At 61.2% G+C, this 20,107-nt stretch carries 19 protein-coding genes and 1 tRNA gene; 15 read left to right on the top strand and 5 right to left on the bottom strand.

Annotated elements, in window-relative coordinates; all coding sequences use genetic code 11:
* Window positions 1–60 precede the first annotated feature (60 nt).
* From ABIE62_RS12155 to ABIE62_RS12130, 6 genes are all read left to right on the top strand, one after another.
* Complete coding sequence (locus ABIE62_RS12155; protein ID WP_354326364.1) at window positions 61–1,344, top strand: pyruvate dehydrogenase complex dihydrolipoamide acetyltransferase; 1,284 nt, start codon at window positions 61–63, stop codon at window positions 1,342–1,344.
* A complete protein-coding gene (locus tag ABIE62_RS12150) occupies window positions 1,341–1,766 on the top strand; it encodes a hypothetical protein (protein ID WP_354326362.1) in 426 nt (141 codons plus the stop codon). The genes ABIE62_RS12155 and ABIE62_RS12150 overlap by 4 nt, the downstream gene beginning before the upstream one ends.
* Before the next feature lie 169 nt (window positions 1,767–1,935).
* Complete coding sequence (locus ABIE62_RS12145; protein ID WP_502930317.1) at window positions 1,936–2,235, top strand: DUF559 domain-containing protein; 300 nt, start codon at window positions 1,936–1,938, stop codon at window positions 2,233–2,235.
* 32 nt (window positions 2,236–2,267) lie between these two features.
* Entirely contained in the window at window positions 2,268–2,627 is a 360-nt protein-coding gene (locus tag ABIE62_RS12140) for an acyl-CoA thioesterase (RefSeq protein WP_354326361.1), read from the top strand.
* Window positions 2,628–2,788: 161 nt separating this feature from the next.
* Window positions 2,789–4,198: a dihydrolipoyl dehydrogenase gene (lpdA, locus tag ABIE62_RS12135; protein ID WP_354326359.1), complete on the top strand. Its 1,410-nt coding sequence runs from the start codon at window positions 2,789–2,791 to the stop codon at window positions 4,196–4,198.
* Between the two features lie 15 nt (window positions 4,199–4,213).
* Complete coding sequence (locus ABIE62_RS12130; RefSeq protein WP_354326358.1) at window positions 4,214–6,076, top strand: cation:proton antiporter domain-containing protein; 1,863 nt, start codon at window positions 4,214–4,216, stop codon at window positions 6,074–6,076.
* Between the two features lie 27 nt (window positions 6,077–6,103).
* On the opposite strand, the gene ABIE62_RS12125 is transcribed toward ABIE62_RS12130, so the two are convergent.
* Window positions 6,104–6,193: transfer RNA gene (locus ABIE62_RS12125), tRNA-Ser, on the bottom strand.
* Window positions 6,194–6,283: 90 nt separating this feature from the next.
* Between ABIE62_RS12125 and ABIE62_RS12120 the strand changes: the two genes are divergently transcribed.
* From ABIE62_RS12120 to mazG, 9 genes are read left to right on the top strand one after another with little or no spacing between them, the layout of a single operon-like run.
* Window positions 6,284–7,336, top strand: a complete 1,053-nt coding sequence (locus tag ABIE62_RS12120) for a lytic murein transglycosylase (protein WP_354326356.1) — start codon at window positions 6,284–6,286, stop codon at window positions 7,334–7,336.
* 50 nt (window positions 7,337–7,386) lie between these two features.
* The gene (locus tag ABIE62_RS12115; RefSeq protein WP_354326354.1) at window positions 7,387–8,580 is read left to right on the top strand and encodes a D-alanyl-D-alanine carboxypeptidase family protein; all 1,194 of its coding nucleotides are present in this window, start codon (window positions 7,387–7,389) and stop codon (window positions 8,578–8,580) included.
* A complete protein-coding gene (gene tmk, locus ABIE62_RS12110) occupies window positions 8,577–9,224 on the top strand; it encodes a dTMP kinase (RefSeq protein ID WP_354326353.1) in 648 nt (215 codons plus the stop codon). Before ABIE62_RS12115 ends, tmk begins: the two co-directional genes overlap by 4 nt.
* Entirely contained in the window at window positions 9,221–10,177 is a 957-nt protein-coding gene (locus ABIE62_RS12105) for a DNA polymerase III delta subunit-related protein (protein ID WP_354326351.1), read from the top strand. Before tmk ends, ABIE62_RS12105 begins: the two co-directional genes overlap by 4 nt.
* Window positions 10,170–11,750, top strand: coding sequence for a methionine--tRNA ligase (metG, locus tag ABIE62_RS12100; protein WP_354326350.1), 1,581 nt, complete (start codon window positions 10,170–10,172; stop codon window positions 11,748–11,750). Before ABIE62_RS12105 ends, metG begins: the two co-directional genes overlap by 8 nt.
* Window positions 11,750–12,526, top strand: coding sequence for a TatD family hydrolase (locus ABIE62_RS12095; protein WP_354326348.1), 777 nt, complete (start codon window positions 11,750–11,752; stop codon window positions 12,524–12,526). Before metG ends, ABIE62_RS12095 begins: the two co-directional genes overlap by 1 nt.
* The gene (locus ABIE62_RS12090; protein WP_354326346.1) at window positions 12,523–13,305 is read left to right on the top strand and encodes an MBL fold metallo-hydrolase; all 783 of its coding nucleotides are present in this window, start codon (window positions 12,523–12,525) and stop codon (window positions 13,303–13,305) included. The genes ABIE62_RS12095 and ABIE62_RS12090 overlap by 4 nt, the downstream gene beginning before the upstream one ends.
* Window positions 13,302–13,499, top strand: coding sequence for a hypothetical protein (locus tag ABIE62_RS12085; protein WP_354326345.1), 198 nt, complete (start codon window positions 13,302–13,304; stop codon window positions 13,497–13,499). Before ABIE62_RS12090 ends, ABIE62_RS12085 begins: the two co-directional genes overlap by 4 nt.
* A 38-nt stretch (window positions 13,500–13,537) precedes the next feature.
* The gene (gene mazG, locus ABIE62_RS12080; protein WP_354326343.1) at window positions 13,538–14,305 is read left to right on the top strand and encodes a nucleoside triphosphate pyrophosphohydrolase; all 768 of its coding nucleotides are present in this window, start codon (window positions 13,538–13,540) and stop codon (window positions 14,303–14,305) included.
* 10 nt (window positions 14,306–14,315) lie between these two features.
* Here mazG and hflX read toward each other — a convergent pair whose 3' ends face one another.
* From hflX to ABIE62_RS12060, 4 genes are all read right to left on the bottom strand, one after another.
* Window positions 14,316–15,611, bottom strand: a complete 1,296-nt coding sequence (gene hflX, locus ABIE62_RS12075; RefSeq protein ID WP_354326342.1) for a GTPase HflX — start codon at window positions 15,609–15,611, stop codon at window positions 14,316–14,318.
* A 26-nt stretch (window positions 15,612–15,637) separates the two neighbouring features.
* A complete protein-coding gene (gene hfq / locus ABIE62_RS12070) occupies window positions 15,638–16,216 on the bottom strand; it encodes an RNA chaperone Hfq (protein ID WP_354326340.1) in 579 nt (192 codons plus the stop codon).
* A gap of 158 nt (window positions 16,217–16,374) precedes the next feature.
* Window positions 16,375–17,757 (bottom strand): nitrogen assimilation response regulator NtrX, encoded by a 1,383-nt coding sequence (ntrX, locus tag ABIE62_RS12065; protein ID WP_354326339.1) that lies wholly within the window; start codon window positions 17,755–17,757, stop codon window positions 16,375–16,377.
* Window positions 17,758–17,803: 46 nt separating this feature from the next.
* On the bottom strand, window positions 17,804–20,047 hold the full coding sequence (locus ABIE62_RS12060) for a sensor histidine kinase (protein ID WP_354326337.1): 2,244 nt from the start codon (window positions 20,045–20,047) through the stop codon (window positions 17,804–17,806).
* Window positions 20,048–20,107 lie beyond the last annotated feature (60 nt).

Below are 20,107 nucleotides of genomic sequence, written 5' to 3'. Positions count from 1 at the left end.
CTCGCCTCCGAATTGGCCAGAGAATAGGGCGAGATACGTTTTCGGGAGTTTCAGCGGATCATGGCCTTGGAAATCAAGATGCCGGCTTTGTCGCCAACGATGGAAGAAGGCACGCTCGCGCGGTGGCTGGTGAAGGAGGGGGACACGGTTTCCTCTGGCGACATCATGGCCGAGATCGAGACCGACAAGGCGACGATGGAGTTCGAAGCGGTCGATGAAGGCGTGATCGCCAAAATCGCAGTGCCCGAAGGCAGCGAGAATGTGAAAGTGGGCACCGTGATCGCGATCCTCGCCGAAGAGGGCGAAGATGTGAGTGATGCAGCGGGTGCTAAGCCAAGCGCGGCTGCGCCTGCTCCGGCGCCCGCGGCTGAAAAAGAGCAAAAGCCCTCACCCGCAGCGACACCGTCCCCTTCAACAGTTGCATCTGCCCAACCCTCCGGGGACCGGATCATTGCATCGCCGCTGGCAAAGCGGATTGCCCAGCAGAACAATATCGACCTTTCCGGCATCACGGGCAGCGGGCCCAATGGCCGGATCGTCAAGGCCGATCTTGAAGGCGCATCGGCGAAGGCACCTGCCGCTTCCACGCCGCAAGCCGCAGCACCGGCCCCCGCTGCCCCGGCCAAACCCGCCACACTCGGCGGCGATCTTGATGCGCCCTATGAAGCGCAAAAACTCAACAACGTGCGCAAGGTCATCGCGCGCCGCCTGACCGAGGCGAAGCAGACTATCCCGCATATCTACCTCACCGTGGACGTGCGGCTCGATGCGCTGCTCAAGCTGCGCGGCGAATTGAACAAGAGCCTTGAGGCCGACGGCGTGAAGCTGTCGGTCAACGATCTGCTGATCAAGGCATTGGCCCGCGCGTTGCAGCGCGTGCCCAAGTGCAATGTCAGCTTTCAGGGTGACGAGCTGTTCCAATATGCGCGTGAGGATATCTCGGTCGCGGTCGCTGCGCCTTCGGGCCTGATCACGCCGATCATCCGCGATGCGGGCCGCAAGGGGCTGGCGCAGATCAGCACCGAGATGAAGGAATTGGCGGGCAAGGCCAAGGACGGCAAGCTGCAACCGCAGGAATATCAGGGCGGCACCGCCAGCCTGTCGAACCTCGGCATGTTCGGCACCAAGCAGTTCGATGCGGTGATCAACCCGCCGCAAGCGATGATCCTTGCGGTTGGCGCGGGCGAGCAGCGCCCGTGGATTATCGACGGCGCGCTCGGCATCGCCACCGTGATGAGCGCCACCGGCAGCTTCGACCACCGCGCCATCGACGGCGCGGACGGCGCGGCGCTGATGCAGGCGTTCCAGCAGTTGTGCGAGAACCCGATGGGGCTGGTGGTTTGAGGCAACTCGTCGAAGTGGCGCGCTTTGTCGTTACCGCGGCGGCCGTCGGTCTCGCGATACCGTCTTTCTATCTGCTGGTTTCCGTCTTCATCGGCGATCGTTTTTCTTTCGAAGCGTTTATCGCAGTTGGGGCGATAAGCTTCGTTCTGGCAATAATTGGCGGAGTTGTATTCGGGCTTCCGACTCTTTGGTTCCTTAGGCGGCAAGGGTGGGCCGACAAGCAAAAGGCGGTTGCGATTGTTGGCACACTGGTTGGCGCCGTCGGCGGCGTCCTCTTGAGCGCCGCCTTTTGGCAGGGGAATGCTGAATTAATACTGGCTGGACTCTGGGCGTGGGCCTTAATGGGAGCAATTGCAGGTCTGGTCTCCGCGTTGGTTTGGTTTTGGCTTCATGTCAGTGGCAACGAATCTGAGCATGCCTGATCGCTTCCCCCAAATCCGCGTCACCGCGATGCAAACCTCCTCTCCCCTCGCGGGAGAGGAAGGGGCCCGCCGCGCAGCGGTGGGAAGGAGAGGGGGCAGGCATGATCTTCTCCCCCTCGCAAAACGGATGCGGCGTGAGCCGACTGAGGCCGAAGCAAAGCTCTGGTCGATGCTGCGCGGCCAGCGCCTCGGCGGGTTGAAGTTCAAGCGGCAGGAGCAACTGGGCGACTATATCGTCGATTTCGTTTGTTTTAGTGCGCGGCTGATTGTCGAGGCGGATGGTGGACAACATGCCGAAAACAAAGACGATGCGGTTCGCGACGCTTGGCTGACTGAGCAGGGATTTCGCGTATTGCGGTTTTGGAACAATGACATTCTCGGCAATCCTGAAAGCGTTGCGCGCTTGATTCTAGACGCTGCGCAAGGCCCTCTCCCCAACCCCTCTCCCGAAGTGGGAGAGGGGCTTTGAGCGAACGCTCCCCCCAAATCCGCGTCACGGCCATGCCCGCCGACACCAACCCCTATGGCGGGGTGTTCGGCGGGTGGCTGATGGCACAGATGGCGCTGGGCGCGGGCAGCCTTGCAAGCCGGGTGGGGCAGGGCAAGGCGGTGGTGGTCTCCGCGACCGACTTCGCCTTTCCCGGCGCGATGGCGGTGGGGGATGAACTTTCGGTCTATTGCGACGTAGCCGCCACCGGCACCACCTCGCTCATCATCGCGGCCGAGGCGGTCGCGCGGGAGCGCAATGGCGAGGCCACCACCAAGGTTGCCCAAGGCACCTTCAAATTCGTTCTGATCGGCGAAGACAACCGCCCCCGCGCGGTCGCGGCGGCGGCGGCGCTGCCGGGAGCGAAAAAGTGACGCCTGTCCTACACGCAGGTCGCCTGCGATACCCACGTCATGCCCATGGTCTCTCGCCCTTCCTGTCACCCGCTGTCCGCCCCTTTAACCGGGGCCGGTTTTCACTTCCTGGACAGTGTAACATGTGTCTCCAACAGACAGCCAAGCAAAGGATAATCTGAATGTCTGCCTCTTATGATGTAATCGTGCTCGGTTCCGGCCCCGGCGGCTATGTCGCGGCGATCCGCTGTGCGCAGTTGGGGCTGAAGACCGCGATTGTCGAACGTGAAAACCTCGGCGGCATCTGCCTCAACTGGGGCTGCATCCCCACCAAGGCGTTGCTGCGGTCAGCGGAAATCTTCCACTATATGCAGCACGCGGGCGATTACGGGCTGGTTGCCAAGGGGATCGAGGCTGATCTGGCCGCCATCGTCAAACGCAGCCGCGGGGTGGCGAAACAGCTCAATCAGGGCATCGGCCACCTGATGAAGAAGAACAAGATCACCGTCCACATGGGTGAGGGCAAGCTGACGGGTGCAAACAGCCTGACGGTGAAGGGCGAGAAGGGCGAGGAAGCGCTCACCGCCAAGCACGTCATCCTTGCCACCGGCGCGCGCGCGCGCGACCTGCCGTTCGCCCCTGCTGACGGCAAGCGCGTGTGGACCTATCGCCACGCCATGACCCCCGCCGAACTGCCGGCCAAGCTGCTGATCATCGGTTCCGGTGCCATCGGGATCGAATTTGCCAGCTTCTACAACGATATCGGCAGCGAAGTTACTGTCGTGGAAATGCTCGACCGGGTTGTGCCGGTGGAGGACGCGGATGTCTCAACTTTCCTTGAAAAGTCGCTGAAGAAGCAGGGCATCACCATCATGACCGGCGCCGGTGTTGAGGGCATCAAGGTTGGCGAAAAGAGCATCACCGCCACCATCAAAGACAAGAGCGGCAAAAGCGCGAGCCATGACTTCACCCACGTCATCGTCGCCATCGGGATCGTGCCCAACACCGAAAATATCGGGATCGACGGGTTAGCCGAACTGGATCGCGGGTTTATCCAGATCGATCCCTATAGCCGCACCAAGACCAAGGGCCTGTGGGCGATTGGCGATTGCACGCCGGGGCCGTGGCTGGCGCACAAGGCCAGCCACGAAGGCGTCACCTGTGCTGAGGCGATTGCGCAGGAGCTGGGCAATAAAGACGTTCACCCGCACCCGCTCGACCGCAATGCCATCCCCGGCTGCACCTATTGCCACCCGCAAATCGCCAGCGTCGGCCTGACCGAAGCCAAGGCCAAGGAAGCGGGCTTTGACATCAAGGTCGGCAATTTCCCCTTCATCGGCAACGGCAAGGCGATTGCGCTGGGTGAGGCGGAAGGTTTCATCAAAACCGTCTTCGACGCCAAAACCGGCGAGCTGCTGGGTGCTCACATGATCGGCGCGGAAGTAACCGAGCTGATCCAAGGCTACACCGTCGGCAAGGTGCTCGAAACCACCGAAGCGGAACTGATGCAGACCGTATTCCCGCACCCGACGCTATCCGAAATGATGCACGAAAGCGTGCTCGGCGCATACGGGCGGGCGCTGCACATATAGCGCACTGGGGGGGCGATGACCGATTTTCTCGTAATCGCGTTCAGCCTTCTGGTCGCTGGTGTGGTTGCCGTTCCGCTGGCCGCCCGCCTGCGGCTGGGGTCGGTGCTTGGCTATCTGCTCGCCGGGATGGCGATCAGCCCGCTGCTCGTAATCCTTGAGGTCGATCTGGAACGGCTCCAGATCTTCGCCGAATTCGGCGTGGTGATGATGCTGTTCCTTGTCGGGCTCGAACTTGAGCCGAAACGGCTTTGGGAGATGCGCAGGCGGCTGATCGGAATGGGCGGCGGGCAGGTGGTGCTGACCACACTGGTGATTGCCGCCATCGCGCTGATCTATGGCAACGACTGGCGCACCGCCATGGCTATCGGCATGGTGCTGGCGCTGTCCTCTACCGCGATTATCGTCCAGACGCTGCGCGAGAAAGGACTGTTGCGAAGCGAGGGCGGGGAGGCCAGCTTTTCCGTGCTGCTGGTACAGGACGTAGCGGTAATCCCGATCCTCGCGATCCTGCCGCTACTGGCGGTGCCCGAACTGATGGCACAGTCCGGTGGCGGGATAGGTGAGGGCGCGCATGCCGCTGCATGGACGCTGACCGGAGATTTGCCTGCATGGCTGGCCGGGATCGTCACCGTGGCGGCTGTGGGGCTTGTTGTGTTCATCGGCAATACACTGACGCGCCCAGTGTTCCGCTTCATCGCGGGTGCGCAATTGCGCGAATTGTTCACCGGCACCGCGCTGATGTTCGTGATCGGGATTGCGTTGCTGATGTCGCTGGTCGGGCTATCCCCCGCGCTCGGCACCTTCCTTGCGGGCGTGGTGCTGGCGAACAGCGAATACCGCCACGAACTCGAAGCCGATATCGAACCGTTCAAGGGGCTGTTGCTGGGTCTGTTCTTCATCACCGTGGGCGCAGGGGTGAATTTCGCACTGGCCTTTGATCAGATTGGCGCTGTGTTGTTTTGGACCGCGCTGGTGATTGTCGCCAAGATCGCGGTGCTGGCGCTGATCGCGCGGCTGGCCGGGGTCAGGAAGCAGGCTGGCTGGCTGTTTACGTTGAGCCTCGCGCAGGCGGGCGAATTTGCCTTCGTCCTGATCGCCCTTGGCACGGCAAGTTATGTCTTCAGCCAACCGCTGGCTGATTTGCTGCTGCTGGTCGTGGCGTTGTCGATGCTGGTCACGCCGCTGTTGTTCATCTTCTATGACCGGGTGATCGCGGCGGCCTATTGCAAGGGTGAAGCTGCGCCGCCCGATACGATCGAGGAAGTGTTTCCCATCATCATAGCCGGGCGCGGGCGTGTAGGCGGGATCGTTGACCGGATTCTCGACGCGGCGGGCCACAAGGCGACAGTGATCGACCATGATTCGCGCCATCTGGAAAACCTCAAGAAATTCGGAATCAGGACTTATTTCGGCGATGCAACGCGGCCCGACCTGCTCGAAAGCGCGGGGATTGCACGCGCCCGACTGCTGGTGGTCGCGCTCGACGGCAAGGAGCAGATCGACCGGCTGGTGGGCCATGTCGCGCGAACCTATCCGCACGTGCACATCACCGCGCGCGCGATTGACCGCGATCATGTCTATAAGCTGTGGGCGCTGGGTTGCCGTGATATCATCCGTGAGACCTATGACGCCTCGCTGCGGATCGGGCGCTCTGCGCTTGAGGCGCTCGGGCATGATCGCCAATCGGTGCGCGCAATTGTTGACGCCTTCGAGGCGATGGACCGTTCGTCAATGCGCGCATTGGCCGACCTCTATCAGTCCGATTTGCCCGCGCATGAAAACGAACCGCTGATCGCCAAGGTGCGCGAACTTCGTTCCGAATGGGACCCCAAGCTGCGCCAACAGATCGACGAGATCCTCGGACGCGGCGGAAAATAGGGGCCGCGAGCGAGCCGTGCATGGGGGTGGCGGACAGGGTGGGATTCGAACCCACGGTAGGCTTGCACCTACGGCGGTTTTCAAGACCGCTGCCTTAAACCACTCGGCCACCTGTCCGCTTGCGACGCGCCCATAACCATTGTTTACGCCCAAGTCATCCCACTTCGGTTGTTGGGTATTCAGGCAAGGTGTGACATTCCTGTTGGCATGATTCCACGCCTGCTCCCTGCCGCCGCCCTTGCCATTGCCGCGCTTGCCATGATCGGTGCGCCGCCTGCCAATGCTCCGGCGGCTGCACAAATAGGAGGCAGCGACCCACTCAGCTTTGATGCTTACCTCGAACTGCTGAAAGCGCGCGCGCGCGGGGAGGGCGTGAGCGAGGCGACGATCGAACGGATGACTGCCGGTCTCACCCCCAATGACCGCGTGATCCGGCTCGATCAAAACCAGCCAGGCAGCGCCACCACGCGCGGATACCCGCCGATGTCGAATTACATCGCTACCCATGTCAACACAGCACGAATCGGCGGCGGGCGGGCAGTTTTTGCACAGCACCGCGAACTGCTCGCACGGATTGAACGCGAATATGGCGTGCCGGGGCCGATCATCGTGGCGATCTTTGGGCACGAAACCAGCTATGGCCGGATCAAAGGCGATTTTGATCTGTCCCGCAGCCTTGCGACTTTGGCGTGGGAGGGTCGGCGGCGTGAATTGTTCGCGGGTGAATTCGTCGCGTTGATGAAGGTCGCGGACAAGGGTTATCCCCGTTCGCAATTGGTGGGCAGCTACGCCGGGGCGTTTGGTAATCCGCAGTTTCTGCCATCCGTCTATCTGCGCCTTGCTACCGATGGCGATGGTGATGGCCGGGCAGATATTTTCACCAACCGTGCTGACACCTTTGCCTCGATCGCCAACTATTTCCGCGATGCAGGATGGCGGCCCGGCCAGCCATGGGGCGTGCGCGCGGCGGTTCCCGGCGGGTTCGATGTCAACGCCTACCGCACCCGCATCACCGCACCGCAATGCCCGCGCGTGCATGAACGCCTGAGCCGCTGGATGACCGTGGCCGAATGGCGTGCGCTTGGCGTGGTGGCGCAGCGCGGGCTGGCCGATGACGTCATGGTGTCGCTGTTCCAGCCCGATGGCCCCGGAACGCCCGCATGGCTGCTGACCGGCAATTACCGCGCGATCCTCGAATATAACTGCTCAAGCTATTACGCGATGAGCGTCGGGTTGCTGGCTGACGAAATCGTGAACTGAACAGGGCCGGTGCCTCGCCAAGCGCGGGGCGCGCGGCTATAGCCGCCGCTGTGAAAACCTCGATCCTGTCTCTATACATTGCCCTGCTGCTGCCCCTTGCGGCGGCGCTTGTTGCCGTTCCTGCACTCGCGCAGGTGCCCAAGTCTGAAAGTGGCGCGATTGTGCCCGCAGTGCCAACTGCCAATGAAGCCCCTGTGGCGCTGCTGGTTGACCTCAGCAACGGGCAAGTGCTCCACGCCCGCAACCCTGACCGCCGCTTCATTCCGGCATCGGTCACGAAGGTGATGACGCTCTACCTCGCGTTCGAGCTGATTGAAGCGGGGAAGCTTGATCCGGCTCAGGTATTCACGATGACCCCGGCGATCGCCCGTGATTGGCGGCGCAAGGGATCGACCATGTTTCTTGACATCAATGAACAGGTGCGGGTCGATGATCTGCTGATCGGCATTGCCAATGTCTCGGGCAATGATGGTGCGGCAGTGCTGGCAACCGGGCAGGCAGGGTCAATCGCGGCATGGACAGCCGAAATGAACCGCACCGCGCTGGCGCTGGGAATGACAGGGAGCCATTTCGGCACCCCTAATGGCTGGCCCGACGAAGGGCGCACCTTCACCACGGCCAATGATCTGGTGACGCTGGCCCGCGCCATAATTGCGCGCCATCCTGACAAGTTCGGTTATTACATCGGACGCATGGGCTTCGATTACAAAGGGATCGCACAGGTCAATCACGATCCGATGATCGGGCGGATTGCCGGGGCGGACGGGATCAAGACCGGCTTCACCAATGAATCCGGCTTTTCCTATCTCGGAACGGCGCAGCGCAATGGACAGCGGCTGGTGCTGGTTCTGGCGGGGGTAGAGAATGGCAGGCTGCGCGGGCGGTTGGCACGGTCCTACATTGAATGGGGCTTTAGCGCATTTGATCGCCGGCAGTTGTTTGACGCGGGCGCAGTTGTGGGCACCGCGCGGGTGCAGGATGGTTCGGCACGCCGCGTCCCGCTAGTCGCGCGCGGGCCGGTGGTGATCAACCTGCCACGCGGCATGACGGGTGAACTTTCCGCTACAATCCGCTATGAAGGCCCTCTGCGTGCGCCTTTCCCTGCCGGAGAGCAGGTTGCGGTGCTGGAAGTGACCGCTCCCGGTATGGCGCGCGCCACGATCCCGCTGTTCACTGCCGAAGCGATCGCCGCCGCTGGCCCGCTTGACCGCATATTCAACGCCATCGCGGGACTGTTTGCATGACAACCGGGCGCGGCGCATTCATCGCGCTTGAGGGCGGGGAAGGGGCAGGCAAGTCCACCCAAGCGCGCTTGCTAGCCGAAGCGCTCAGGGCGCGCGGCCTGACGGTCGTTATCACCCGCGAACCCGGCGGCACGCCGGGGGCCGAGGCGATCCGCGATTTGTTGCTGTCACCGCCGGGTGCGGGCTGGACTGCCGAGGCCGAGGCGCTGCTGTTTGCTGCGGCGCGGTCTGATCACGTGGCCAACCTCATCGTCCCGGCACTGGCGCGCGGCGAATGGGTGCTGTGCGATCGCTTTGTCGATTCGAGCCGCGCCTATCAGGGCGGAGCAGGCGGACTGGGCGATGACGCGATCCTGAGCTTGCATAATTTCGGCAGCGGCGGATTGCGGCCCGATCTGGTGATCTTGCTGGAAGGCGATGAAGCCGCGATTGCCGCGCGCCTCGCTGCGCGCGATGGCGATACCAGTGATGCAATCGGCAGTCGGCCAGCGGATTATCATCGCGCAGTGGCCTCCGCGTTCCGCGCCTTGGCAGAACGTGACCCCGATGGCTTCGCCCGGATCGATGCCATTGGTGATCCGCTGGCCGTGCATCACCGCGTCCTCGCCGCTGTCGCTCCCTTGATCGAAAGCCCGCGCGCATGACCCGCTGGCCCAACCATGGTGAGGCGTGGCGGCAATGGCGCGATGCCATTGCGGGGGAACGGATGCATCACGGCTGGCTGCTCGCGGGCAAGGCAGGGCTGGGCAAGCGTGACTTCGCCATGGCCGCCGCGCGCGCACTGGTGACTGAGCCGGGTGTTCCGCAACCCGCAGGCGCGCACCCCGATATCATCGTGCTCACCTATGGCCCCAAGGACGACAAGGGCGAGAAAGCACAGGCCGAAGGCAAGCCGTTCGACCTCGCGCGGTCGATTCGTATCAAGCAGATACGCGCGATGCAGAAACGGCTGAACACGCGGCCCACCTTGGGCGCGCGGCGCGCAATCATCATCGATCCCGCCGATGATCTGGAAAAAGCCGCCGCCAATGCTCTGCTCAAAAGCCTTGAGGAACCGCCCGCAGGGACGTTCTTTCTTCTCGTCACCCACCGCCCGGCGCGGTTGCTGCCGACGATCCGTTCGCGCTGCCGCACGTTGCGTTTTCCGGTTTTGAGCGATGCGGAACTGGCCACGATGCTGGAGGATGCAGGGCTGCCGCCCGATCCGGGGGCAATTGCCGCAGCGGACGGATCGTTCGGTTCAGCAATGCGGTTTGCCGCGCAGGATCTGGCACCGGTTTCGCGAACGATCACCGCGCTGATTTCCGGCGGTGAAAGCGGCGCTGCCAAACGCGGCGAACTGGCGCGGCTGATCGGGCCGCGCGCGGATCGTGAACGCGTGCAGGCGGTGCTTGATCTGGCGCAGGCGCTGGTCGCCCGCGCCGCGCGCGAGAATGGCGATTCTACGCAGCGCGCCCGCCTGATCGACACCCACGCCGCTTTGGTGAGCCTTGCCGCAGAGGCACCCACCGCCAATTTCGATCCCGGGCTGCTCCCGTTCGAGATCGGCAGCTTGCTTGTCGCCGCCGCGCCCGCTAGCGAACCGGCCCATGGCTGACCTTGACCCGTGCCCGTTCTACATCACCACCGCCATCAGCTATCCCAATGGACGGCCGCATATCGGCCATGCCTATGAGGCGATCGCGGCCGATGTCATCGCCCGTTTCCAGCGGCTGCGGGGTCGCACCGTCCGGTTCCAGACCGGGACTGACGAACACGGGTTGAAAATGGCGCGCAAGGCCGAGGAACAGGGCCGTAGCCCGCGCGATCTTGCTGATGAAATGTCCGGTTATTTCCGTGAGATGTGCGATACTTTGAATGTGTCGTATGATCGGTTTATCCGCACATCCGAACCTGATCATCACCGCGCCAGCCAGGCCATTTGGCAGGCGATGGAAGCATCGGGCGACCTTTATCTTGACCGCTATGAAGGCTGGTATTCGGTCCGCGACGAAGCCTATTACGACGAAGGCGAGTTGGTTGCAGGCGAGGGCGGCGAAAAACTCTCCCCGCAAGGCACCCCGGTTGAATGGACGGTCGAAGAAAGCTGGTTTTTCCGCCTGTCGAAGTATCAGGACTACCTGCTTCGGTTGCTGCGCACCCCCGGTTTTCTTGAACCCGCAAGCCGCCGCAATGAAATGATCGCCTTTGTCGAACAGGGCCTGCGCGATCTGTCTGTCAGCCGCACCAGTTTTGATTGGGGGGTCAAGGTGCCCGGCAGCGACGATCACGTGATGTATGTGTGGGTCGATGCGCTCACGAATTACATCACGGGTCTGGGCTATCCCGATGATATTCCGAACGGCATGAGCACGTTCTGGCCCGCCGATCTGCATCTGATCGGCAAGGATATTGTGCGCTTCCATTCAATTTATTGGCCTGCGTTTCTCGAAAGCGCCGGTCTGCCTGCGCCCAAAAAAGTGTTCGGCCACGGTTTCCTGCTCAATCGCGGACAGAAGGAATCCAAATCGCTCGGCAACGTCACTGATCCGTTGGAATTGGCCGAACGGTTCGGGGTCGACGCCTTGCGTTACTTCCTGATGCGTGAAGTCGCCTTCGGACAAGACGGGAGCTATTCGCCTGAAGCCATTGTTTTGCGCGCCAATGCGGAACTGGCAAACAGTTTCGGCAATCTTGCGCAGCGCACTCTGTCGATGATCGTGAAGAACATGGATGGGCGGCTGGAAACGTTCGAACCAGACGCGGCTGATGATGCTCTGCTCGCGATCGTCAAGCAGGCCTGCGCAACCGAATTGCCTCGGGATTTCGAAGCCCTGTCGTTTTCGACCGGGATCGAGGCTTGGCTCCGCGCGGTTTATGCCTGCAACCAGTATGTTGATGAACAGGCGCCGTGGGGCTTGAAGAAAACCGATCCCGAACGGATGAAGGCGGTGCTGCAAACGTTGTTCGTGGCGCTGCGCGATCTTGCCATCGCGATTCAGCCGGTGGTGCCGCAGAAATCCGCTGCGCTGCTCGATCAACTCGGCATTCCGGCGGATGAGCGCAGCTACGCGGCGCTGGAAGACCACGGCTGGTTTGACCGGCTTGTCAGTAGCGGCTTCACCGTCGCACCGCCGACGCCACTGTTCCCCCGGCTCGAACTGCCAATCGATGAAGCGACGAGCGACTGATGCTGATCGATAGCCACTGCCACCTTGAATACAAAGGTCTGGTCGAAGATCAGGCCGGCGTGCTCGCCCGCGCGCGTGCGGCAGGGGTAGGGGCGTTCCTCAATATCTCGACCCGGCAAAGCGAGTGGGATCAGGTGGTCGCAACTGCGGCGCGCGAGCCGGACGTGTTCGCCAGCGTCGGCATCCACCCGCACGAGGCCGACGCGCATCAAGATCTGGGCCACGCCGCTTTGCTGGCCGCGACCGAGCATCCGCGCGTGATCGCGATTGGCGAGACAGGCCTCGATTACTATTACGAACATTCGGATCGCGGCGCGCAGCAGCGCCTGTTCCGGATGCATATTGATGTCGCACGCGAAACGCAGTTGCCGCTGATCATCCACACCCGCGATGCCGAGGATGATACCTTTGCGATCCTTGCCGATGAGATGGCGAGGGGGACGTTTCCGGCGCTGATCCACTGCTTCACCGCTTCGGCCGAATTCGGGGCAAAGGTGCTGGAATTGGGCCTCACAATCTCGCTATCGGGTATCGTAACCTTCAAGAATGCCAAGGCCTTGCAAGACGTTGCAGCGACTGTCCCTGAAGACCGGCTGCTGATTGAGACTGACAGCCCCTTCCTGGCACCGGTTCCGCATCGCGGGCGCGTGTGTGAACCGGCCTATGTTGCTGATACGGCGGCTTTCATCGCCAATTTGCGTGGAACCGAGACGCGGGCTCTGGCAGAACAGACCACCGCCAATTTCGCGCAGCTGTTCCAGAAAGCAGGTCTGTGAAACTGGTGATGCTCGGCTCTGGCACCTCAACCGGGGTGCCACGGATCGGCGGGCCAGACGGGACGGGTGACTGGGGTGATTGCGACCCTGACGAACCGCGCAACCGCCGGACGCGGGTTTCAATCCTGGTGGAAAGCAATGATGGCAGGCGGTTGCTGATCGACACGTCGTCCGATTGCCGCGCGCAGTTGCTGGCCAACCGGATCGATAGCATCGACACGGTTTTCTGGACGCATGATCACGCCGATCATTGCCACGGGATCGACGACTTGCGGGCGTTGCGATTTGGCCGTGCGGGGCCAATCCCGGCGTTTGCCGAAACTGAAACCGTGCGGCGGTTGCGGCAACGGTTCGGCTATGTCTTTGCCGGGCAGGATGGTTATCCGACGATCTGCACCCTCGAGACGCTTGATCGTTTGCGGATGACCGCCGGGTTCGGAGTGGATTGGTGCCAGATGGAACATGGCAGCGGTGAGACAACAGGCTACAGATTTGAAGCTGATGGCAAGTCCATCGGGTATGCCACGGATTTTAGTGCCATTTCTGACGATATGATCAATCTGTTTTACGGTGTCGACATTCTGGTGAGTGATTGTCTGCGCCGTGAACCGCATCCAACCCATGCGCATCTTGCGATGGCAATCCAGTTTGGCGAAAAGTGCAAGGCTGGGCGTGTGGTGTTAAGCCATCTCGACAAAAGCATGGATTACCGCAGCCTGTGCAACGAAGTTCCAGACTTCGTGGTGGTCGGATACGACGGGTTGGAGATTGTCGCATGAACCCAGAACTGATGTTGCCGATTATCGCGAGCATCGGATGGTTGATTCTGGTTGGCGCAGGTCTCGCATCCTATCGGCTCAAGTGGAGTCAGATGGTCAAGATGGCGCTGGTGTGGATCGCCATTTTTCTTGGGCTTTATCTGCTGGTGGAGTGGTTCATGATAGCGCGGAACACCACCAGCGCACTGATTTAGATTTTACATAATATATATTATCCATCTTGAGGATCGGGATGAGCGACACCCCCAATCAGTCCCCCATTGCCCACTTGCTGGCAATCATGGCGCGCCTGCGCGATCCGCAGTCTGGTTGTGCATGGGATCTGGAGCAAGATTTCGCGAGCATCGCTCCCTATACCATCGAAGAAGCCTACGAAGTCGCTGACGCCATAACGCGTAACGACATCGATGATCTCAAGGATGAACTCGGCGATTTGCTCCTTCAGGTCGTATTTCACGCTCGCATGGCCGAGGAAGCCGGACATTTCGCCTTTGACGATGTCGCCGCCGCGATCAGCGCAAAAATGGAAGCCCGGCATCCGCACATTTTCAGCGATGCTAGCGGAATTATGGACGAAACACGCTGGGAAGATCTCAAGGCCGAAGAACGCAACGCCAAAGGGGTCACCAGCGCATTGGACGGCGTGGCACTGGCGCTGCCCGCCCTGATGCGCGCACAAAAGCTTCAGAAGCGCGCCGCGCGAACCGGGTTTGACTGGCCCGATCCGTCCGGTTCCGAAGCCAAAATTCACGAAGAAATCGAGGAACTAAACACCGCCTCTTCAGAGCAGGACAAGCTTGAAGAAGCCGGCGACCTGCTGTTTGCGGTGGTCAATTTCATCCGCGCCCACGGGATCAGCGCCGAAGACGCGTTGCGCGCGGCCAATGCCAAATTCGAACGTCGATTCCGGGGGATGGAGGCCATTGCCGGCGCGAACTTCCCCAAATTGTCGCTCGCCGCGCAAGAGGAGTTGTGGCAGCAGGTTAAAAAGACTGAATAATCAGAATTACTTACTCAGACAGGCTAGCGAATTGCCCCAATTCCTTGGGGTTGAGCCGGACAGTGAAGCGCCGCATCGGGCCATCCTCCCCTTCCCCGGCATCCTCTTCAGCCAGCACATCGCCATGCGCGTGGAGCCAGGCGATCCGGCGGCCATCGTTCAACGGAAGTATGAACGAAACTTCCCGCGCGCCGCCTGTCAGCAACCGGGCCAATTCAGCCTCAAGCGACTCCACCCCCTCGCCCGTCACAGCCGACAGGATCACCGCCCCCTGCCCCTCGACCGAGTTCCGCAATTCTTCAATCTGTTCAGCATCTAACAAGTCACACTTGTTCCAGACTTCAAGAATCGGAATGGCGCTTGTGCCAGTGTCCTTATCGATCACCCCAAGATCCCCGAGCACGTTAATGACCTGCTTCTTCTGCGCCGCATGGCTGGGGTTGGCCATATCACGCACATGGCAGATCACATCGGCAGCCGTCACTTCTTCCAACGTGGCGCGGAAAGCCGCCACCAGCTGCGTTGGCAGGTCGGAAATAAAGCCCACGGTGTCGGACAGGATCGCTTTTTCAACACCCGGAAGGCTGATCGCCCGCATGGTCGGGTCGAGCGTGGCGAAGAGCAGGTCTTCGGCCATCACTTCCGCGCCCGTCAACCGGTTGAACAGCGTCGATTTGCCCGCATTGGTATAGCCGACCAGCGCAATCACCGGCCACGGTGCCCGGCCGCGCCGATCCCGGTGGAGGGTGCGCGTTTTGCGAACTTGGTCAAGTTCACGGCGCAACCGGCTCATACGCTGGCGAATCATCCGGCGGTCAGCCTCAATCTGCGTCTCACCCGGACCGCCAAGAAAGCCAAAGCCGCCGCGTTGGCGTTCAAGGTGGGTCCAACTGCGCACCAAGCGGCTCTGCTGGTAATCGAGATGGGCAAGCTCAACCTGCAAGCGGCCTTCCGCCGTCGCGGCACGCTCCCCGAAAATCTCGAGGATCAGGCCGGTGCGGTCGATCACCTTGCGTTTCAACTTGTCTTCAAGGTTGCGTTGCTGAATCGGGGTGAGAGCACCGTCCACAATCACCAGGTCGGCTTCGTATTGTTCGCACCAAACCGCGATATTCTGCACCTGCCCGGAACCGAACAAGGTGTTGGGCTGCATTTTTCGCACCGGCAGGATCGCCGCATGAGCAATCACCACGCCTATCGCGAGCGCCAGCCCTTCTGCCTCGGCCAGACGTTCGGCTGCGTCCAGATCATAGCGCAGCGCGCGGATATCCGGGCACAGCACCAGCGCCCGCGCGCCGCGGGTCACCTCTTCCTGAAGATCGCTATCGAAGCTCAGCCGCTTGCCCCGTTATCATCGTCATCATCATCAACGATGAGATCAACTGGGCCCACGGGCTGAATAGTGGAAACCGCGTGTTTGTAGGCCAATTGCACCGCGCCGTCGCGTTCGAGCAGCATGCAGAACAGGTCATAGGCAGCAATCCGGCCCTGCAACATCACGCCGTTGACCAGGAACATCGTGACCTCGACATGCGCTTCAGCCACGCGGCTGAGGAACACATCTTGCAGCATTTTCTGCTTTTTGCCGCCAGATTGGCTCGCGAACTGTGCAGGATCGAGCGATTGGCCGGGCATGATCGTCGAAATGGAGTGCTTGTATACCAACTGCGATTGTCCATCGCGGCGCAGCAGGATCGAAAAATTGTCGAACCAGGTGACAATTCCCTGCAATTTCACGCCTTTCACCAGAAACATGGTGACGGGAATCTTGTTCTTTCGCAGGAGATTGAGAAAAGCGTCCTGAAGACTGCCTTGCCTGCCTGCCGATCCGCCGCCTTCATCGCTGCGCGCTTCGCTTGGCGCGGCAGGGCGTGATATTATTCGAGGGGTGAGCGTTCGCCCGCTGGTCATGGTCTTTGCTCCTGTTTTTGGCGGTGCCTTTGCGCTCCGCGATCTTGGGCGTTCGGCCGCATAAAAAAGCGCGACCTGTTGCCATACTGCATAATGGCAATTGCACAGCAAAGCGACAAGGCTTGATTTCGCAGGAGGTTCCGACAGCTAGCGGTCGTTCAATCGTCCTCGTCGCGCCGGTCAACCATGCCGAGCAGCTTCAGCTTGCGGTGCAAGGCCGAACGTTCCATCCCGATAAAGCTCGCCGTTCTGGAGATATTGCCCGAAAACCGGCGGATCTGGATGGTGAGGTATTCACGTTCAAAGCTTTCGCGCGCCTCGCGCAGTGGAACGCCCATGATCGCGGTCAGGCTTTCGCCTGTCATTCCGATCTGGCCCCCGACAATCTCTGGCGGCAGCATATCTGGCTCCACCACACCAAGCTTGTCGCGCGGGGTCATGATAATCGTTCGTTCGACCACATTGCGCAGTTGGCGAACATTGCCGGGCCAATCATAGGCCTGAAGCGCCGCCATCGCCTCGGTTGAGATATCGGGCGGGACAAGCCCTTGATCGTTCGAATAGCGGGTGAAGAAATGTTCGGCCAAAGCCGGGATGTCCTCACGCCGCTGCGCCAGCGAAGGCAGCGCTACCGGCACCACGTTGAGCCGGTAGAAAAGATCTTCGCGGAACCGTTTTTCGGCCATTTCCACGGTCAGATCGCGCGTGGTCGAAGACACCACCCGCACGTCCACCCCGATCTGACGCGTGCCGCCGACCCGCACAAAGCTCTGATCGGTCAAGACTCGCAATATCCGCGCCTGGGTGGAGAGCGGCATGTCGGCAATTTCATCGAGATAGAGCGTACCGCCATCGGCCAGTTCGAGCAGTCCGGGGCGCACCTGCTTGCCGCCCGATTCCTCGCCAAACAATTCCTGTTCGAACCGTTCCGGAGTGATACGCGCCGAATTGACCAGCACGAACGCCCCGTCGGCACGCGTGCTCCAAGCGTGGAGCAGGCGCGCGGCAACTTCTTTCCCCGCGCCGGGAGGGCCGGAGATCAGCACACGGCTGCCGGTGCTCGCCACCCGCTTCAAAGTCGCGCGCACCGCATTGATGGCTGGCGAATTGCCGGTGAATTCGGCGCTACCCCAACTGCCTTCGCGCAAACGGCTGTTTTCACGCCGGAGCCGATCAGTCTCGGTCGCGCGTTCAACCAGCAGCAGCAGACGTTCAGCCTCAAACGGCTTTTCGATGAAGTCCATCGCCCCGCGACTGACAGCCGCCACCGCGGTATCGATATTGCCGTGGCCGGAAAAGATAATCACCGGCAGGTTCGGTTCGCGCACCTTGATCGCATCGAGCAGTTCCAGCCCGTCCATCGCACTGCCGTGCAGCCACACATCCAGCAGCACAAGGCTGGGGCGGCGTTCATCGATTGCAGCAAGCGCTGCGGTGCTATCGGCAGCGGTGCGGCAGGCATAACCCTCGTCTCCGAGCACGCCAGCCACCAATTCGCGGATATCACGTTCGTCGTCGACGATCAGGATTTCGAGCGCCATGGGCACAGTCCTTTGGCTTGAGATTCGGGTTTCAGTCGGGCCAGCATCATACTGCCCCGCCATCGAGAGGTTGCGGATTGCGGGCAAAGCGCAAGGTGACACGGGTGCCACCTTCAGACGTGCTGGCAAAGCTCATGTCGCCTTCATGTTCGTCGACGATCTTGTTGACGATGGCGAGTCCCAACCCTGTGCCTTTTTCGCGGGTAGTCATATAGGGTTCGGTGATGCGTTCGCGGTCGTTAGGTAGGCCTATACCATTGTCTTCGATAGTGATGGCGATCGCATCACCGGCATCGCGCATCGTTACCGCGATTTCGCCAGCATAGAGGCCAAGCGCTTCAGCCGCGCGCGCCTCGACCGCCTCGACCGCATTCTTGAGCACATTGGTCATTGCCTGGCCGAACTGGTGCCGGTCACACCGCAGCTCACGATCGGCAAGTTCTGAGGATGTGACGCTGAAGGCGATACCCGAATGTGCAACTTCCTGCAGGAACACCGCCTGGCGCACCAGATCAAGCGCATCCTCGTCGCGGAACACAGGTTTGGGCAGGCGGGCGAAGGATGAGAACTCATCCACCATCTTGCGCAAATCGCCGACCTGCCGGACAATCGTGTTGGTAAGTTCATCGAACAGGTCGCGGTCTTCATCACCCACCTGCGTACGATACCGCCGCTTGAGCCGTTCGGTGGCCAGCTGAATGGGTGTTAGCGGGTTCTTGATCTCATGCGCGATCCGGCGGGCAACATCCGACCACGCCGCCTGGCGTTGATCGAGCAGCTGCCGGGTAATATCCTCGAACGTGATAACATGCCCGCTGGTGCCCGGCGCGGCCGTGACTGCAAGCGTCAACAATTCGGTTCCCTTGGCATGGGTGATGATCGCCCGTTCCTTGCCGTCCGCAATCATGCGGCTCAATTCGGGCGCCAGTGCATGGAGCGATTGCCCGATCATGCTGGTGCCGTCGCCGCCTAGAATGCTCCCCTGCGGCGCCAGTAGCGTCTGCGCCGATGAGTTCATCAGTGTCACGCGCATCTTGTCGTCAACCGATATCACGCCTGCGGTGACCGATTCCAGCACGGCTTCGGTAAAGGCGCGGCGATCATCGATCTGGCGATTGGCGCTGACCAGCGCCTGCGTCTGCTTATCGAGCTGCGCGGTCATGCGATTGAATGCGCGGTTCAATAGGCCAATCTCGTCCGCTCCCGTGCGTCCTTCAAGGCGCAGCGCAAAATTACCTTGCCCAACCTTGCGCGCAGCAGCCACAAGATCGGTGAGCGGTTCCACTTGCCGATCGGCAAAGCGCAGCGCGAACCAGATCGCCACCCCGACCAACAGCAGGCTGACCGTCACCAGCGCAATGTTGAAGCGCAGTTGCAAGGTTCGTGCGCTGCTTGTCAGCCGACCATAGGCGGTCACAATCGACTGCGCGCGCGCCCAAGAATTGAACATCTTTTCTTCGGTGGTACGGGCATTGTAGAGGAACACCCCGCTATCGGGGTCAATCGCCACCAAAGCCTCGATCCGCTCAGGGCTGCCAGCGACGACGGCAAACTCGCCTTGGTCAAGCCGGGGCAAGGCGGCACGGCTGAATTCGAGCGGGCTGTTGTCCTCGGTCAGATTGAGGATTGCAGCCGTGCGCAAGCTGCCGTCTGGCATCCGCTGAAGAACCGCGCTCTCGGAGATTTCGCGTGCCTGCGCCTGATAGGCGTAAAAATCCGGAAAGTCCGGATCGGTAATCGGCACTCGCACAAGGATCTCGCGCATGTCGGTCGCCATCGTGATGGTGTTCTGTTCGACGTCGCGCTGGTTGGCATCGTAGTAATTCTGCGCCAGCGCATTGGCATTTTCCATCAGCCCGCGCGAATCGTCGGAAAACCAGAAATCGACCCCGGTCTGGAACAGGAACGCGGCGAATCCCGCCACCAGCAAAGTGGGTAGCGCGGCCACCATAGAGAAGAAGAATACGAGCCGGACGTGCAACCGCGCAGTGCTCCCCGCAGCACGGCGCAGCGCCAATCGGCGGCCGATCAGCACCAGCAGCGCCATCGCGGGCACCAGCGTTGCCATCAGCAACACCGAAACCTGCATGGTTGGCAGAAAACCATCCGGCGCAGCGGTGCGATTGAACGCAAAATAGGTCGCGATCACTGAACCTACCAAGGCCGCGATAGACACGAGTTCAAGCCACAGAAACACGTTGGCCCGGCGCGCAGCGATCACAAACCGACGCCACCAACGTGGTGGCTGCCAGTGCGTCAGGCCTATTGTGCGCGGTGAGGGATCATCCATCGTTGCTCACTTACAACAATGGTGTGGCAAATATGCAAGATCATTCTGACAAACCGCTAT

It is taken from the genome of Porphyrobacter sp. MBR-155 (genome assembly GCF_040547625.1).
GTDB lineage: Bacteria > Pseudomonadota > Alphaproteobacteria > Sphingomonadales > Sphingomonadaceae > Erythrobacter.
Note: the sequence above shows the minus strand (reverse complement) of the source record. Positions and strands in the feature narration are given on the sequence as shown.

Bases quoted from the DNA above. Each gene is read 5' to 3' on its own strand.
- ABIE62_RS12155 (WP_354326364.1), top strand. From the start codon at position 61: ATGGCCTTGGAAATCAAGATGCCGGCTTTGTCGCCAACGATGGAAGAA.
- ABIE62_RS12145 (WP_502930317.1), top strand. From the start codon at position 1,936: ATGCTGCGCGGCCAGCGCCTCGGCGGGTTGAAGTTCAAGCGGCAGGAG.
- ABIE62_RS12140 (WP_354326361.1), top strand. From the start codon at position 2,268: ATGCCCGCCGACACCAACCCCTATGGCGGGGTGTTCGGCGGGTGGCTG.
- lpdA (WP_354326359.1), top strand. From the start codon at position 2,789: ATGTCTGCCTCTTATGATGTAATCGTGCTCGGTTCCGGCCCCGGCGGC.
- ABIE62_RS12130 (WP_354326358.1), top strand. From the start codon at position 4,214: ATGACCGATTTTCTCGTAATCGCGTTCAGCCTTCTGGTCGCTGGTGTG.
- ABIE62_RS12120 (WP_354326356.1), top strand. From the start codon at position 6,284: ATGATTCCACGCCTGCTCCCTGCCGCCGCCCTTGCCATTGCCGCGCTT.
- tmk (WP_354326353.1), top strand. From the start codon at position 8,577: ATGACAACCGGGCGCGGCGCATTCATCGCGCTTGAGGGCGGGGAAGGG.
- ABIE62_RS12105 (WP_354326351.1), top strand. From the start codon at position 9,221: ATGACCCGCTGGCCCAACCATGGTGAGGCGTGGCGGCAATGGCGCGAT.
- metG (WP_354326350.1), top strand. From the start codon at position 10,170: ATGGCTGACCTTGACCCGTGCCCGTTCTACATCACCACCGCCATCAGC.
- ABIE62_RS12095 (WP_354326348.1), top strand. From the start codon at position 11,750: ATGCTGATCGATAGCCACTGCCACCTTGAATACAAAGGTCTGGTCGAA.
- ABIE62_RS12085 (WP_354326345.1), top strand. From the start codon at position 13,302: ATGAACCCAGAACTGATGTTGCCGATTATCGCGAGCATCGGATGGTTG.
- mazG (WP_354326343.1), top strand. From the start codon at position 13,538: ATGAGCGACACCCCCAATCAGTCCCCCATTGCCCACTTGCTGGCAATC.
- hfq (WP_354326340.1), bottom strand. From the start codon at position 16,216: ATGACCAGCGGGCGAACGCTCACCCCTCGAATAATATCACGCCCTGCC.
- ntrX (WP_354326339.1), bottom strand. From the start codon at position 17,757: ATGGCGCTCGAAATCCTGATCGTCGACGACGAACGTGATATCCGCGAA.
- ABIE62_RS12060 (WP_354326337.1), bottom strand. From the start codon at position 20,047: ATGGATGATCCCTCACCGCGCACAATAGGCCTGACGCACTGGCAGCCA.